This window comes from Arthrobacter sp. SD76, assembly GCF_049726125.1.
Classification (GTDB): Bacteria; Actinomycetota; Actinomycetes; order Actinomycetales; family Micrococcaceae; genus Arthrobacter; species Arthrobacter nitrophenolicus.
Genome location: NZ_JBNBLR010000001.1, coordinates 1667652 through 1683461, shown reverse-complemented (window position 1 = coordinate 1683461; position 15810 = coordinate 1667652). Strand labels below are relative to the sequence as shown.

Sequence of the window (15810 nt, the reverse complement as noted above, 5' to 3'; positions counted from 1 at the left end):
CGGGGACTCAGACCAGAACCAGGTCGTCAACATGAACAACTTCGCGGTCGTAGCCAGTGCCCAGTTCCTCCCCGAGGTCCCGGGTGGACCGTCCGAGCATGCGCGGCAGTTCCTCGGACGAGTAGTTCACCAGCCCGCGCGCCACCACGGTGCCGTCGGCACCCGCGATCTCGACGGCGTCGCCGGCTTCAAAATCCCCGTGCACCGCCCAGATGCCCGCGGGCAGCAGGGAGGTGCGGTGGTGCCGCACGGCCCGCACCGCGCCGTCGTCCAGGACCAGGCGGCCCTGCACGGAGGCGACGTGTGCCAGCCAGAGGAGACGGACGGGTTTGCGTGAGCCGTTGACAGTGAACCAGGTGCCCACGTCTTCGCCGTTCAGGGCGGCGGCCGCGTTGGGCGTGGAGGTGACCAGGGCGTGGATGCCGGAGCCGGCGGCCATGGTGGCTGCCTCCACCTTGGTCATCATCCCGCCGGTGCCGACGCCGGCCTTGCCGGCTTTGCCGATGGTGACGCCTTCGAGGTCGTGGGGTCCTTCGACCAGGGGAATCCGCTTGGCCCCATGCGACGGCGGGCCGTCGTAAAGGGAGTCGACGTCGGACAGCAGCACCAGAGCGTCGGCCCGGACCAGGTGCGCCACCAGGGCGGCGAGCCGGTCGTTGTCGCCGAACCGGATCTCGTGCGTGGCGACGGTGTCATTCTCGTTGACGACAGGGACCACGCCCAGGTTCAGGAGCCGGTCAAGGGCCCGGAAGGCGTTGGTGTGCTGGCTCCGGCGCATCAGGTCTTCGGCGGTAAGCAGCACCTGGCTGACCGTCACGCCGTGCGCCCCGAAGGCCTGGGTGTAACGGGCCATCAGCAGCCCCTGCCCCACGCTGGCCGCGGCCTGCTGGGTTGCGAGGTCCCGCGGCCGCTTGGCAAGGCCCAGCGGGGCGAGCCCGGCGGCAATGGCGCCGGAGGACACCAGGATCAGTTCCGTGCCCGCGTTGCGCTTGGCGGCCAGGGCATCGGCGAGGGCGATGAGCGATTCCTCGGCGATGCCGCCCTTGATGCTGGTCAGCGACGACGAACCGACTTTGACCACCACGCGCCGGGCATTGGCGAGCACACTCCTGTCCACGGCCCGGGTTTCCGGTTCCGCGGCGGCCGTCCTAGAAGTCATCGGCGTCGAGTCCGCTTTCCTTGAGGGGCTTGGCCACGCGGCGGCTGCTCACGGACTCGGTCCAGATGCCGGCCTTGCGCTCAGCCTCCAGCTCGGCCCGGGCCGCAGCCTTGGCATCCTTGCGCTCCTGCTGCTCTTCGCGCTTCTGGCTGCGGGTGGGGCGGTCACCAATGTCCGCGAACCGGACGTCCGTTCCGCGCGGGGACGCCAGGAGCTCGGCACCCGCCATCATGGTGGGCTCCCAGTCGAAGACGACGCCGTCGTCCTCGCCGATCACCACGGTATCGCCGGGCTTGGCGCCCTGCTTGAACAGTTCCGTTTCGACGCCGAGCTTCGCCAGGCGGTCGGCGAGGTAGCCGATGGCTTCCTCGTTGGTGAAATCGGTCTGCTTGACCCAGCGCACGGGCTTCTCGCCCAGGACCCGGAACAGCGGCTCCAGGTTCTTTTCCTCGCGGCGGATCCGGAAGCCGGTTTCGTTGACGGCGCGCGGCCGCAGCACGGCCGGCTGCACCTTGGGCGGCGCGGCAGCCACCGCGTCGCGGGCCGCCTGGACGATCTCCGCCATGGCGAAGCCGAGCTGGCGCAGTCCTTCATGGCTGGTGGCGGACACCTCGAACACCCGGTACCCGCGGGACTCCAGCTCGGGGCGGACGAAGTCGGCCATGTCCTTGCCGTCCGGCAGGTCCACCTTGTTCAGCGCCACCAGGCGCGGACGGTGGTTCAACGGGACGACTTCGCCGTCCTGTCCGGCGTAGCTCATGTCCACGGCGTACTTTTCGAGCTCGGCCTCGATGATGGCGAGGTCGGAGAGCGGATCGCGGTCCGATTCCAGGGTGCCGCAGTCAAGGACATGGACCAGCGCGGCGCAGCGCTCCACGTGGCGCAGGAAGTGGTGGCCGAGGCCCTTGCCCTCGCTGGCCCCTTCGATCAGTCCGGGCACGTCGGCGATGGTGAAACGGACATCGCCTGCCTGCACCACGCCAAGGTTTGGAATGAGGGTGGTGAAGGGATAATCGGCAATCTTGGGCCGGGCGGCGGACATGGCGGCGATCAGGCTGGACTTGCCCGCAGACGGGAAGCCGACCAGTGCGATGTCCGCGATGGACTTCAGCTCCAGGACAATGTCCCGGGATTCGCCCTCGATGCCGAGGAGCGCGAAGCCCGGAGCCCGGCGCTTCTGGGAGGACAGGGCCGCGTTGCCCAGGCCGCCGATGCCGCCGGCCGCCGCCACAAATTCGGCACCTTCGCCCACGAGGTCCGCCAGGACGGTGCCGTCCTTGGACTTCACCACGGTGCCGTCGGGAACAGGCAGGACCAGGGTCTCGCCATTCTTGCCGCCGCGCCAGTCGCCCATGCCGGGACCGCCGTTGGTGGCGTGGCGGTGCGGTGCGTGGTGGTAGTCAAGGAGGGTGGTGGTCTGGTGGTCCACGCGCAGGATGACGTCCCCGCCGTTGCCGCCGTTACCGCCGTCGGGCCCGCCGAGGGGCTTGAACTTCTCGCGGTGGACGGAGACACACCCGTGGCCGCCGCTACCGCCGGATACGTGCAGTACTACCCGGTCTACAAAGCTGGCCACGTAAATCTCCTCAGTGCTGTTTTCGCGGCGCCAAAAGCGCCATCACGATTGTAATGCGGTTAAAGAACAGTGGAGCGGGCCATCAGGCCCGCTCCACCGCTTTAATGCTGGTTGTTACTCTGCAGCTGCAGCAGCAACGATGTTGACGACGCGGCGACCGCGGCGGGTACCGAATTCAACGGCTCCCGGGGTCAGTGCGAACAGGGTGTCGTCGCCGCCACGTCCCACGCCGGCGCCCGGGTGGAAGTGGGTGCCACGCTGGCGGACGATGATCTCGCCGGCGGAAACTACCTGGCCGCCGAAGCGCTTGACGCCGAGGTACTGAGCGTTGGAGTCGCGGCCGTTGCGAGTGGAGCTCGCGCCCTTTTTATGTGCCATCTGAAATGCCTGCCTCTAAATTCTGGGAATTTGCTGAAAAACCTGAACAGTAACCGGTGGTTACTTGATGCCGGTGATCTTGACCTTGGTCAGTTCCTGGCGGTGACCCTGGCGCTTCTTGTAACCGGTCTTGTTCTTGAACTTCTGGATGACAACCTTGGGACCGCGGAGGTCCTGGAGGATCTCAGCCGTAACAGTCACCTTGGCCAGGTCAGCAGCGGCGGAGGTGACCTTGTCACCGTCTACCAGGAGCAGCGCGGGCAGCTGAATGGTGCTGCCAGCCCCACCGGCGACGCGGTTCAGGGTAACGAAGTCTCCGACGGAAACCTTCTCTTGGCGGCCGCCTGCGCGGACAATCGCGTACACCACTTGGGAACTCACTTCTCTCGACGTTTCTAACTAAATTTGCGTGCGGAACCGGCTCTAACAGGCTGGCTTCTCGCTGTGCCTCAACGCCGTGGGGTCATAACCCAAGTGTTGGCGTAAGCACCGAAGAACTAGACTACGCTAATTTCGTCTTCGGCCGCAAATGAGGCTGGCTCCGGCGCGCCGGCTGTGATAGCAACCACAGGCCGGCCGGGCGGCGGGACCGCGCACCAACAATGGTACCGGCGGGACGGGGCCCGGAGGCTCAGGCGTGCAGCCGCGGCGCGTCGAAAAAGTCCACTTCCAGGCGGCAGGACTGTTTAAAGGCCGTGACCATGGCCGCCCGTTCGCCGTCCGAGCCGGCCCGTCCGGTCGCGTCCACGATGGCGATAGCCTTGCGGGTCGCTGCGGCAAAGTCCTCGTCAGCGTAGGTCCGGAGCCACTCCGCGTAGGGGTGGCCGGCCGGTTCCCCCGCGGCGAGGAACTGTGCGTGGAGGGTCTTGCCCACCTCCGCATACAGCCAGAAGCACGGCAGGACAGCCGCGGCAAGCACCGCGTAGCTGCCCGACGCCGAGGCCGCGGTGAGGTGGTCGACGTAGGACTTTGTCACGGGGCCGAGTTCGGCCCGGACGGGACGCGTGCTCAGCCAGGACCGGTGCAGCTCGGACTCAACCTCCAGGCACTGCTGCGCGGATCCGGCCCAGAACAGCTGCTCCGCCTCCGTGGGGGCCAGGGCGCTTGCCCGTGCCAGCACGCGGGAGTAGCCGTTCAGGTAAATGGCGTCCTGGGCCAGGTAGTAGGCAAATTCCCGTTCCGGCAGGCTGCCCGAGACCAGGCCGCGGATGAAGTCCAGGCGGTAGATGGCATCCAGGTCCGCTTCGGCTTCCGCCCGGAGCAGGGCCTCAAACGCCCCCCGGCTGCGGAACGGGCCGCAGGTGGTGGAAGTGGTGCACCGGCCCGTTCCCGGTCCCTACCTCAAGCCGGGCAGAGTCCCCCAGCGCTCCTGCCAGCCAGGGCTTCACTTCCCGCAGCGCCGATTCCCAGTCCCCAGCCGCGCCTGCACCGTGGCCATTGCAGAGGACAGCGAGCAGCCCGTTCCGTGGCTGTTCCTGGTGGCCACCCGCTCCCCCGGCACCTCGATGACTTCGGTCCGCAGCAGGCCGGCGGTGTTGACCAGGGCGTCCGGGCACTGCGCACCTGACAGGTGGCCGCCCTTCACCAGCACGGTTGCTCCGGTGGCGTCGGCCAGCTTCCGGCCTTGTTCCAGGGCCCCGGCCCAGGAATCCTGGGGCTCTTCGCCCACGAGCATCGCAAGTTCGGCCAGGTTCGGCGTGATGAGGTGGGCCAGCGGCAGCAGGTCGCGAAGCGCCGCCTCGGCGGATTCCTGGAGCAGCCGGTCGCCGCTGGTGGCCACCATCACCGGATCGAGGACCACGACGGCGGGACGCACCTTCTCCAGCCAGGTCCGGACTGTGGCGATCACCCCGGCGTCGCCCAGCATGCCGATTTTGACGGCGTCGATGGTGATGTCGTCGCTGATGGCGTCCAGCTGGCTGGCGAGGAATGACGCGGGCGGCAGGTGGACTGCCGCCACGCCGCGGGTGTTCTGCGCTGTGAGCGCGGTGATGGCGGCCATGCCGTAGCCGCCGTGAGCTGCAATGCTTTTCAGGTCCGCCTGGATGCCGGCGCCACCCGACGGGTCCGAACCGGCAATGGACAGGACGCGCGGCACGTCCCGGCCTGCCGCCGGCCGGGCGGACGCGGCCTGGACGGTTGCATCCGGGACAGCGCCTGGCTGGGAAGTTTCCGCGGGTATTAAGAGCGTCGAAGACAAAAGACATCCCTTCGCCGGTACTAGCCGGACAGGTTCAACGGGTCTGGATCTCAGCCGGCCCTTCGCGCGGCACCCCGTGTCGGTTTCCCAGCCTAGCCGCTGACATGGGAGCCCGGGAAAAGTGACAGCCCCCGCATGCAGGAAGTCCCCGCTTCATGGACCGTTCCCCCCGGAATGCGGAGGGGAATCGTCCATGAAACGGGGACTTCCCGGTGGCTGGCCCTGCCCGGGCTAGAGCTCCGAGGCAGGAACGCCGACGCCCAGGATAATGGGCGCCTCGGCGGGCTTTGGCGCGCCTTCCTTGCCTTCCGGTGAGGACGCCGCGGGTTCCGGGGCCTTTGCAGCATGGGTATGTCCGGCACTGGCCGCCGGAACGTTCTCGTGCTGCTGCACGGTGGTTTCGTTGGCGGCACCCTGGGCGCGGCTGGCGCTGCGGTTGCGCCGCGGCCGGCGCTGGCGGGACTGTTCCACCGTGTGGTCAGACCAGTCCTTCCCAGCTTCCGCGGGGGCAACCGGCTGCTCCACCTGCGCCGGAACGGCCTCGGGCCGCTTGGCTTCCGGCTCTTCCGCCGGTGTTTCGGCGGCAGGTGCCGATTCGCCCAGGTGGGCGAACGCTTCGGCAAGCCTGTCCAGGGTGAGGGCCGGGCGGGGCTGCTGCTCTTCCGCATGCTCCACGAACGGAAGGACAACCTTCTCGCCGCCGAAGGTCAAGACAGCCGCAGGACGTGGCGGGGTGCCGGCGTCGTGCTTCTCTTCCACGGCCGGCGCTACCGGCTGGGCGGCCGACTGCGCCTGCCGGGCCGCCGCAACCTCGTCGTCATGCAGGTGCGCCGCGTGCGCGGCCGCCGCGATGTTGGCCAGGGCCAGCCGGGTGGCTTCAGCCTTGGCGTGGCGCTCGGCGTCGGCCGGGTCCGGATGGACGGTGTGGACATGCACCGCGGCTGCCGGGGCAGCCTCGGGCTGCTGGCCGCCGCGTCCGCGCCGGCGCTTGCGGTCAGGGCGTCCCCCGGGCTGGCTGCTGTCGGTCCGCTGGCCCTCGTTCCGGTGGCCTTCGGCCCGGGCGTCAGGCCGGTTGTCGGTGCGCTGGACATGGTGTTCGGCGGCAACGATGTTGGCGCGGCGGTGCTCCACGGGGTCGTCGTGGGTGACGACACCGCGTCCGGCGCAGGCCTCGCACTGCTCCCCGAAGACCTCCAGGAGCCCGGTGCCCATGCGCTTGCGGGTCATCTGGACCAGGCCCAGGGACGTGACCTCGGCGACCTGGTGCTTGGTACGGTCGCGGCCCAGGCACTCCACCAGCCGGCGCAGCACCAGGTCGCGGTTGGATTCCAGGACCATGTCGATGAAGTCGATGACGATGATGCCGCCGATGTCGCGGAGCCGGAGCTGGCGCACCACTTCCTCGGCTGCTTCGAGGTTGTTCTTGGTGACGGTTTCCTCCAGGTTGCCGCCGCTGCCCGTGAACTTGCCCGTGTTGACGTCCACCACGGTCATGGCTTCGGTGCGGTCGATTACCAGGGAACCGCCGGACGGGAGGAAGACCTTCCGTTCCAGGGCCTTGTGGATCTGCTCGTCGATCCGCCAGGCGGCGAAGATGTCCTGGTCCTTGGTCCACTTCTCGAGGCGGCCCACCAGGTCCGGGGCAACGTAGGTGACATAGGCCTCGATGGTGTCCCAGGCCTCTTCGCCGGAGACGATCAGCTTGGAGAAGTCCTCGTTGAAGACGTCGCGCACCACCTTGATGGTGAGGTCCGGTTCGCCGTACAGCAGTTCGGGAGCCAGGACCTTGGTGGAGGTGGACTGGCTTTCGATGCCTTCCCACTGGGCGCGCAGCCGGTTGATGTCGTGCGTGAGCTCTTCCTCGGACGCCCCTTCCGCCGCGGTGCGCACGATGACGCCGGCCTGCTCCGGGAGGCGGTCCTTGAGGATACGCTTGAGCCGGTTGCGTTCGACGTCGGGCAGTTTGCGTGAGATGCCCGTCATGGACCCGCCGGGGACGTACACGAGGTAGCGGCCGGGCAGCGAGATCTGGCTGGTCAGGCGTGCGCCCTTGTGGCCCACCGGGTCCTTGGTCACCTGGACCAGGACGGTGTCGCCCGACTTGAGGGCGTTCTCGATCCGGCGCTGCTTGCCTTCGAGGTTGACGGCTTCCCAGTTGACTTCACCGGCGTACAGGACGGCGTTGCGGCCGCGCCCGATGTCAACGAATGCCGCCTCCATGGAGGGCAGCACGTTCTGGACCTTGCCCAGGTAGACGTTGCCGATCAGCGAGTCCTGCTGGGTCTTGGAGACGAAGTGCTCGGCGAGGACGCCGTCCTCGAGGACTGCGATCTGGATTCTGTCGTCGCGCTGGCGGACGATCATCTGGCGGTCCACGGATTCCCGGCGCGCCAGGAACTCTGCCTCGGTGATCACCGTGCGGCGGCGCCCGGTATCGCGGGACTCACGCCGGCGCTGCTTCTTCGCTTCAAGGCGGGTGGAGCCCTTCACGCTGGTCACGCGGTTGCTCACGGGCGCTTCGCTCACCGCGCGGGGCGCACGGACGCGGGTCACCGTGTTGGGCGGATCGTCGTCCCCGCCGCCGGTCAGTTCGAGGTCCTGGTCGCCGCGGCGCCGCCGGCGCCGCCGGCGGGAGGTGACGCCCTCTTCCAGGAGTGCGGACCCTTCGTCGCCCTCCGCTTCGGCGTCTTCGCCGGCGTCGCCGTCAGTGGCAGCCTCCGCGGCGCGGTCTTCGCTACGGCCGCGGCTGCGGCGGCCACGGCTGCGGCGCCTGCGGCGGCCGGCTGAATCGTCGGTGTCGTCGTCCTCGGCGTCGTCCTCTTCCACTTCCTCGGGGACGGCCGGGGCCGGGCGCACGACAGTGCTCAGGTCGGGGGCCTGGAACAGTACGGAAGTAGGGGAAGCCGGTTCCAGGAACAACGAGGCGAAGGGGCTGGCAGCCTCCTTTGCAGGCTCCTCCGTCTCGGTTGCTTGCCCGGCCACTTGCTGTTGCGGCGCGTCGCTTGCGGCGGCAGTGTCCGACGGCGCCTGGGCAGCGTCCGACGGCGCCTGGGCGGTGTCCGCAGCTGCGGGCGCCTCTTCGGGCGCTGCCTCAGGTGTTTGCTCCGCGGCAGGTGCTGCGACGGTGTCTTCCGCTCCGCCGGCAGCCGCCTCCGGCTGCGCGGAAACAGTTTCCGCCGGCGCAGCTTCCGCAGCCGGCTCTGCTGCTGCAGCCCCGGCTGCCGGGGCAGCGGCCTTCCTGGTGGCAACCCGACGGCGGCGGACGGTCTTCTCTTCCGCTTCCGGCGCGGCAGGCGCGCCCTCGGCGGCATCAGCCGAAGCGGCTGCGGTCTCTGCGGCGTCGCCGGCGAACACGGGGAGGGGCTCCGCGGCGTCTACCTTCTTGCGTGCACGGGTCCGGCGGGCCGGTGCCTTGGTTTCCTCCGCCGCAGCCTCGACATTCTCCGCGGTGGCGGCGTCGGCCGGGACAGTGGCGCCGCCGTCGTCGGTTTTCGGTGCCGCCTTGCGGCGGGTCCTCTTGGGTGCAACGGCGGGCTCTGTGGCCGTCGTTTCGCCGTTAACAGCCAAGTCTTGCTCGTTTTCCATATGCAGCTACACTCCTGCCCCTGACGTACCGCCACATCCGGCACCCATTGGGGCACATATTGTCAAAACCCGCAGGCGTTGACAGAAGTCAAGTGGATACTCCCAGGTTCGCACCGGCATTGGGGTGCGGCAGCCCGTGGGAGCCGGGGGACGTCCTGAAACCCGTTGTTCTACGCGCCACAACCAGGTGCCGTCCAATGGAGTCGCGGGAGTGCTGTCAGCCTTCGAAGCCTGCCCTGCTCATCATTGGCGGTCTTGAGAACAGTCCACCGGACCGGAGTCCGAATGTGGATCGGCTTCCAGCCAGGTTCATTCTCTCACATCCGGACGAAATCACGGCGGAGGCGGAGGCTGCGGACCTTTTTCCTGGGAGTGGCATCCAGCCCGCGGCGTTACAATCGGGCAAGGAGCACCGGACGAAAAGGACCCATACCAATGCCCAGCATCTCCCCCGCCAGCGGCACCGAAGCCCCGGACCGGACCACCGGCCCGGACACCAGTTCCGCAGCCGTGCCCTTCATGGCCCGCAACCGGCCTTTCGGCTGGCTGCTGGTGATCACGGGGGCCGTCGGCTGGCTGGCCTCCGGGACCCTGGTCCTGGAAAAGCTTGCCGTGCTCCAGGACCCGAACCACACCACCGTGTGCGACGTCAATCCCTGGATTTCCTGTGGGGATGTGATGAAGACCTGGCAGAGCTCCCTGTTCGGCTTCCCCAACATGTTTATCGGGATCGTGGCGTTCGCCGTCATCATCACCGTTGGCATGGCACTGCTGTCCGGCGCCACCTTTGCCCGGTGGTTCTGGGTGGGCCTACAGACGGGCGTCACCCTGGGCTTCGCCTTCGTGGTGTGGCTGTGGTCGCAGGCGCTCTACGACATCCACATCCTGTGCCCCTTCTGCATGATCGTCTGGGCCGCCATGATCCCCCTCTTCATCTGGGTCACCATCCGGAATATCAGCGCAGGCATCATCCCGCTCCGCTCCGGCGCAGCACGTGTTGTGGCTGATTCCGGCTGGATCATCGTGGCCCTGCTCTACGTGGCCGTCGCCGCCAGCATCTTCTTCGCGTTCATCCAGGTGTTCGCGGGAACGTCAGGATTCTAGGCGCATTAACGGCAAAGGGAAGGCCGGTGTTCGTCAGAACACCGGCCTTCCCTTTTGCTTCGTTCAGGTCGCCTAGAACCAGATCTTGATCTCGCGCTCGGCTGAATCTGTGGAGTCGGAGCCGTGCACCAGGTTCTGCTGGACCTTCAGGCCCCAGTCGCGGCCGAAGTCGCCGCGGATGGTGCCCGGGGCCGCCGTCGTAGGATCGGTGGTGCCGGCCAGCGAGCGGAAGCCCTCGATGACGCGGTGGCCCTCGAAGATGGCCGCCACCACGGGTCCGCTGAGCATGAACTCCACCAGCGGCTCGTAGAACGGCTTGCCAATGTGCTCCTCGTAGTGCTGCTCGAGCAGTTCGCGGGTGGCTTCCACCTTCTTCAGTTCAGCAAGGGTGTATCCCTTGGCTTCGACGCGGGCCAGGATGGCACCGGTGAGGTTACGGGCGACGCCGTCGGGCTTGATCAGGACGAGGGTGCGCTCAGTGGTCACAACTGCTCCAATGCGTTGGTGGGGTTTCGGGACAAGTCTACGGGGACCCGCCGGCAGGATCCGGCCGGTTTAGGGGGTTTGCGGCTGGCCGGGACCGGCGGCCTGGTCCGGGTGGGCTGCTTCCCACTCGGCCTGCTCACGCTCGCGCTGGGCAGCTTCGCGGTCCAGCCGGATGCCGGTCCTGATTCCGTACCACCAAGCCAGTGCGAAGAGGGCCCCCACCAGGAACATGGCGGGTTCGAAGATGCCGGTCAGGACCAGCACGATCTGCAGGATCCAGCCGAGGCCGACGCCCCAGGGCTTTGTCAGGACAGCGCAGGCCAGGACCATGACCACGCTCAGGCCGATGCCGACGCCCAGGATCAGCGCCGGCGGAAACTCGCCGCGTCGCAGGCCAAAGACCGCCAGGGTGGCGAAGAACATCACGAATGCTTCCAGGAGCAGCACCGTGGAGGCGAACATGACCTTGGTGGAGCGGCGCTTCCGGGGCATGCCCGGCCGCCACTCCCGCTGGGCCTTGGTGAGCCTGGCCATTCCTATGCCTCCGTCTTTCCGAGCAGGATCCGGGCTTCCGCAACCAGCGTGATGGAACCGGTCACCAAGACGCCGCCGGAGAGGTCGTCATTGGCTTCGGCCCGCTCCACGGCCCATTCAAGGGCGTCGTCAAGCTTCTCGGCGATGTGCACGTTGTCCTCGCCGAAGCCGAGGTCAACGGCAAGTTCGGCGAGTTCGGCGGCCGGAACGGCGCGCGGCGAGTTCGACTGCGTGAAGCAGTATTCCTCGGCAATGCCACCCAGGGATTCCTTGAGCTCGCGCAGGATCTCCTCGGCGTCCTTTTCCTTGAGCACGCCCACCACTGGAACAAGGCGGGTGAACGTGAAGGCCTCCTGCAGTGCGGCGGCTGACGCCTTGATGCCGTCCGGGTTGTGGGCGGCGTCGACGATGATGGTGGGCGCGGTACGCACCACTTCCAGCCGACCGGGGGACGTCACCCCGGCGAAGCCCTCCTGCAGCACTTCGAAGTTGAGTTCCTTTTCGCCGCCGAAGAACGCCTCCAGCGCGGCCACCGCCACGGCGGCGTTCTGGGCCTGGTGGGCACCGTGCAGGGGCACCAGGAGGTCCGGGTACCGGCCGGCGATGCCTTGGATGGTGACCATCTGGCCGCCGACCGCCACGGTCCGGGACTCGACGCCGAACTCCACGCCCTCGAAGCGGAACGGCACGCCCACTTCCTTGGCTTTCTCGAGGAGCACCTGCGCGGCGTCCAGCGGCTGCGCTGCGCTCACCAGGTAACCGCCCGGCTTGATGATGCCGGCCTTTTCCAGGGCGATGTCCCCGGGGGTGTCCCCCAGCAGGTCGGTGTGGTCCAGCGAAATCGGGGTGATGACCGAGACCTGGCCGTCGCCCACGTTCGTGGCGTCGGTGATGCCGCCAAGGCCCACCTCGATAATGGCCACGTTGACCGGCTGGTCCGCGAAGACGGCGAAGCCCAGGATGGTGAGGCACTCGAAGTACGTGAGGCGCGGCTGCCCCTCCGCTTCCAGTTCCGCGTCCACGATCTGCAGGTAGGGACGGATCTCATCCCAGATCCGGACGAACGTCTCGTCAGGGACCGGATGGCCGTCGATGCTGATCCGCTCGGTGACTTTGGACAGGTGCGGGCTGGTGTAGCGGCCGGTGCTCAGCCCGTGGGCGCGGAGGACGGCTTCGATCATGCGGGAGGTGGAGGTCTTGCCGTTGGTGCCCGTCACGTGAATGATCGGGTACGCCTTGTTGGGCTCACCCAGCACCTCCATGGCCCGGAAGAGCGGAGCCAGCCGGGGTTCCATCTTGTTTTCCGGTGCCCGGCCGAGCAGTTCGGCGTAGACACTTTCCACTGAGAAGTGATCGGTCATGTCCTAGGCCTCCACTTTTTCGACGGCGACGGCGGGCTCGGCCAGGTCGGCAGGCTCCGCGGCGAGGTCCACGGTCAGTGTTTCACCTTTGACCAGCTCCGCGTTCGCCAGCAGGGCGTCCACCACGTTTTGGGCTGCCGTCACCGTTGTGCGGATCCGGTCGCTGACGTTGAGTCCGGCGTCCTTACGGGCCTGCTGGATGGCGCGGACCATGTCGCGTGCCAGGCCTTCGGCTTCGAGCTCCGGGGTGACCTCAGTGTTGAGGACCACGAAGCCGCCGCCCGGAAGCACCGCCACGGAGGCCGATCCGCCGTCGGATTCCGCCACGACGGTTTCCAGCGTGTACTCCTGGGGTTCCAGCTGGAGCCCGCCCGCGGTCACCACGCCGGCGTCATCCACGGACCAGTCACCGGACTTGGAGCCCTTGATGGCCACCTGGACGTTCTTGCCCAGGCGGGGGCCGGCAGCGCGGGCGTTGACCACCAGCTTCTGCTGGATGCCGAACTCCTCGGGGGAGGCAGTGGCGGCGTCCAGCAGCCGGACCGAGCGGAGGTTGAGTTCGTCCGCGACGACGGCGGCGAAGCCTTCCAGCGCATCGGCCCCGGGTGCCACCACGGTGAGTTCCTGGAGTGGCAGGCGGACACGCAGGTTCGCTGCCTTCCGCAGGGAGGAACCGGTGGAGCAGATCTGCTGCACCCGGTCCATGGCCTCGACCAGGTCCGGGTTGGCCGGGAACTGTGCGGCGTCGGGCCAGTCAGCCAGGTGCACGGAGCGGCCGCCGGTGAGACCCCGCCAGATTTCTTCCGTCACCAGCGGCAGCAGCGACGCCGCCGCACGTGAGACAGCCTCCAGGGCGGTGTACAGGGCGTCGAAGGCGTCCCGGTCCTCGTCGAAGAAGCGCTGGCGGCTGCGGCGGACGTACCAGTTGGTCAGCATGTCCAGGTAGCCGCGGAGCTCGTCGCACGCGCCGGAGATGTCGTAGGTGTCCAGCTGCCCGGTCATGTTCCGCACCAGTTCGCCGGTGTTGGCGAGCAGGTACTGGTCCAGGGTGTCCGTGTACCCGTCGTAGCGCAGCTGCGCGTCATAGCCGGCGCCGCCGTTGGCGGCATTGGTGTAGAGCGTGAAGAAGCTGTACACGTTCCAGAGCGGCAGGATGACCTGCCGGACGCCGTCGCGGATGCCCTGCTCGGTGACGATCAGGTTGCCGCCGCGCAGGATGGGGCTGGACATCAGGAACCAGCGCATGGCGTCGGATCCGTCGCGGTCCAGCACTTCGGACACGTCCGGGTAGTTGCGCAGACTCTTGGACATCTTCTGCCCGTCGGAGCCGAGCACGATGCCGTGGCTGATGACGTTGCGGAACGCCGGCCGGTCGAACAGGGCCGTCGAAAGGATGTGCAGCATGTAGAACCAGCCGCGGGTTTGCCCGATGTACTCCACGATGAAGTCTGCCGGGTTGTGGGTGTCGAACCAGGCTTCGTTCTGGAACGGGTAATGCACCTGGCCGTAGGGCATGGAGCCGGAGTCGAACCAGACGTCCAGGACGTCCTCCACCCGGCGCATCACGGACCGGCCTTCTTCGGGCGTGCGCGGGTCGTCCGGGTTGGGCCGGGTCAGTTCGTCGATGAACGGACGGTGCAGGTCCACCTGGCCGTCCTGGTTCAGCGGCAGCCGGCCGAAGTCGGCCTCGATTTCCGCCAGCGAGCCGTAGACGTCGGTGCGGGGGTATTCGGGGTCGCTGGACTGCCACACCGGGATGGGGCTGCCCCAGTATCGGTTCCGGCTGATGGACCAGTCGCGGGCGTTTTCCAGCCACTTGCCGAACTGGCCGTCCTTGACGTTGCCGGGGATCCAGTTGATCTCCTGGTTCAGTTCGGACATCCGGTCCTTGAACTTGGTGACCTCCACGTACCAGGAGGAGACGGCGCGGTAGATCAGCGGGTTGCGACACCGCCAGCAGTGCGGGTAGCTGTGCTCGTAGCTTGCCTGCTTGACGAGCCGGCCCTGGGCGCGCAGGACCTGGGTGATGGGTTTGTTGGCCTCGAACACCTGCAGGCCCACAATGTCGTGGAGGTCGCCGTGCTTGAACAGAGGCAGGAATTTGGCGCCTTCATCCACGGAGAGGATGACCGGGATCCCGGCTTCCTCGCAGACCTTCTGGTCGTCCTCGCCGTAGGCGGGGCCTGGTGCACGATGCCCGTGCCGTCGGTGGTGGTGACGTAATCGGCCACCAGGAAACGCCAGGCGTTCTCCATGCCGTACTTTTCGTTGTCGGCAAAGTCATGCCACAGCGGCTCGTAGGCCAGGCCCTCCAGTTCGGCACCGGTGTGCGTGGACACGACGGCGGCCTGGGCCGCTTCGAAGTCGTCGTAGCCCAGGTCCTTGGCATAGCTGCCCACCAGGTCGGCGGCCAGCAGGAAGCTGCCGGTGACGGGCGCGTCGGCGGATGCGGCCTTGATGCCGTTGGGACCGGCCGGCAGCACGGCGTAGGTGATGGCAGGCCCGACGGCGAGCGCGGCGTTGGTCGGCAGGGTCCAGGGCGTGGTGGTCCAGGCGAGCGCCTGGACGCCGGCAAGCTTCTGCGACAGCTCCGACTGTCCGGCGGTGATGGGGAACGTGACCGTGACGGTCTGGTCCTGCCGGTTCTTGTAGACGTCGTCGTCCATCCGGAGCTCGTGGTTGGACAGCGGCGTCTCGTCCTTCCAGCAGTAGGGAAGCACGCGGTAGCCGTTGTAGGTCAGGCCTTTCTCGTGCAGCTGCTTGAAAGCCCAGAGGACGGACTCCATGTACTCGACGTTGAGCGTTTTGTAGTCGTTGTCGAAGTCAACCCAGCGTGCCTGGCGGGTGACGTAGCTGCGCCATTCGTCGGCGTATTTCATGACGGATGCCCGGCAGGCGTCATTGAACTTGTCGATGCCCATGGCTTCGATCTGGGTCTTGTCCGTCATGCCCAGCTGCTTCATGGCTTCCAGTTCGGCGGGCAGCCCGTGGGTGTCCCAGCCGAAGCGGCGCTCAACGCGCTTGCCGCGCTGGGTCTGGTACCGGCCCACCAGGTCCTTGGCGTAGCCGGTGAGGAGGTGGCCGTAGTGCGGCAGGCCGTTGGCGAAGGGCGGGCCGTCGTAGAACACGAACTCGTTGCTGCCGGGTTCACCGCCGGGGGCGTCGGCGCTGCGCTGGTCGATGCTGGCCTGGAAGGTGCCGTCCTGGTCCCAGTACTTCAGGATGCGCTCTTCGATCTCCGGGAACTTCACGGAGGCGGACACAGCGGCACCGCCGCCGGACGACGCGCTGGTGGAAGTACTGGCCGAGGCCTTGGGGTAATACGTCATGTCGACATCCTGGGTTGAGCTTGGCGAACTGCCGGCTTGCGCCTTCTGTTCCGTTCAGGATGCGAGGACGGTTTCCGTGTTGTCCGCCGGACTCCACG

Annotated in this window: 9 protein-coding genes, 2 pseudogenes and 1 riboswitch; of the genes and pseudogenes, 1 reads left to right on the top strand and 10 read right to left on the bottom strand. The window is 67.5% G+C overall.

The genetic code is table 11. From position 1 onward, the window contains the following. Positions 1-7: 7 nt before the first annotated feature. The 6 genes and pseudogenes from proB to ACPEE0_RS08345 all read right to left on the bottom strand — a co-directional run bounded on the left by proB (position 8) and on the right by ACPEE0_RS08345 (position 8898). A complete protein-coding gene (proB, locus tag ACPEE0_RS08370; protein ID WP_424574325.1) occupies positions 8-1159 on the bottom strand; it encodes a glutamate 5-kinase in 1152 nt (383 codons plus the stop codon). Then, positions 1149-2735: a GTPase ObgE gene (gene obgE / locus ACPEE0_RS08365; RefSeq protein WP_133351821.1), complete on the bottom strand. Its 1587-nt coding sequence runs from the start codon at positions 2733-2735 to the stop codon at positions 1149-1151. Before obgE ends, proB begins: the two co-directional genes overlap by 11 nt. A 114-nt stretch (positions 2736-2849) precedes the next feature. After that, positions 2850-3113, bottom strand: a complete 264-nt coding sequence (rpmA, locus tag ACPEE0_RS08360; RefSeq protein WP_009372867.1) for a 50S ribosomal protein L27 — start codon at positions 3111-3113, stop codon at positions 2850-2852. Between the two features lie 60 nt (positions 3114-3173). Beyond that, a complete protein-coding gene (gene rplU, locus ACPEE0_RS08355; protein ID WP_035751639.1) occupies positions 3174-3482 on the bottom strand; it encodes a 50S ribosomal protein L21 in 309 nt (102 codons plus the stop codon). A gap of 262 nt (positions 3483-3744) precedes the next feature. Beyond that, positions 3745-5211, bottom strand: a pseudogene (gene thiD, locus ACPEE0_RS08350) (bifunctional hydroxymethylpyrimidine kinase/phosphomethylpyrimidine kinase). A 91-nt stretch (positions 5212-5302) separates the two neighbouring features. Beyond that, positions 5303-5400: riboswitch (TPP riboswitch) on the bottom strand. A gap of 144 nt (positions 5401-5544) precedes the next feature. Beyond that, a complete protein-coding gene (locus ACPEE0_RS08345; protein WP_424574324.1) occupies positions 5545-8898 on the bottom strand; it encodes an Rne/Rng family ribonuclease in 3354 nt (1117 codons plus the stop codon). A gap of 435 nt (positions 8899-9333) precedes the next feature. On the opposite strand from ACPEE0_RS08345, the gene ACPEE0_RS08340 reads away from it, so the two are divergent. Beyond that, positions 9334-10002, top strand: a complete 669-nt coding sequence (locus ACPEE0_RS08340) for a vitamin K epoxide reductase family protein (RefSeq protein ID WP_354176074.1) — start codon at positions 9334-9336, stop codon at positions 10000-10002. A 72-nt stretch (positions 10003-10074) separates the two neighbouring features. On the opposite strand, the gene ndk is transcribed toward ACPEE0_RS08340, so the two are convergent. The 4 genes and pseudogenes from ndk to ileS form a co-directional block, all read right to left on the bottom strand. Next, positions 10075-10488, bottom strand: coding sequence for a nucleoside-diphosphate kinase (ndk, locus tag ACPEE0_RS08335; RefSeq protein ID WP_009372870.1), 414 nt, complete (start codon positions 10486-10488; stop codon positions 10075-10077). 69 nt (positions 10489-10557) lie between these two features. Further along, positions 10558-11022, bottom strand: a complete 465-nt coding sequence (locus ACPEE0_RS08330; RefSeq protein WP_009372871.1) for a DUF4233 domain-containing protein — start codon at positions 11020-11022, stop codon at positions 10558-10560. A 2-nt stretch (positions 11023-11024) separates the two neighbouring features. After that, a complete protein-coding gene (locus tag ACPEE0_RS08325) occupies positions 11025-12383 on the bottom strand; it encodes a bifunctional folylpolyglutamate synthase/dihydrofolate synthase (RefSeq protein ID WP_407709551.1) in 1359 nt (452 codons plus the stop codon). A gap of 3 nt (positions 12384-12386) precedes the next feature. Beyond that, positions 12387-15712: pseudogene (ileS, locus tag ACPEE0_RS08320) on the bottom strand (isoleucine--tRNA ligase). Between the last annotated feature and the right edge of the window lie 98 nt (positions 15713-15810).

What these genes read in the sequence shown, in the direction of transcription:
- ACPEE0_RS08325 (WP_407709551.1), bottom strand. Translation starts at nt 12,383, where the DNA reads ATGACCGATCACTTCTCAGTGGAAAGTGTCTACGCCGAACTGCTCGGC.
- ACPEE0_RS08345 (WP_424574324.1), bottom strand. Translation starts at nt 8,898, where the DNA reads ATGGAAAACGAGCAAGACTTGGCTGTTAACGGCGAAACGACGGCCACA.
- proB (WP_424574325.1), bottom strand. Translation starts at nt 1,159, where the DNA reads ATGACTTCTAGGACGGCCGCCGCGGAACCGGAAACCCGGGCCGTGGAC.
- rpmA (WP_009372867.1), bottom strand. Translation starts at nt 3,113, where the DNA reads ATGGCACATAAAAAGGGCGCGAGCTCCACTCGCAACGGCCGCGACTCC.
- ACPEE0_RS08340 (WP_354176074.1), top strand. Translation starts at nt 9,334, where the DNA reads ATGCCCAGCATCTCCCCCGCCAGCGGCACCGAAGCCCCGGACCGGACC.
- ACPEE0_RS08330 (WP_009372871.1), bottom strand. Translation starts at nt 11,022, where the DNA reads ATGGCCAGGCTCACCAAGGCCCAGCGGGAGTGGCGGCCGGGCATGCCC.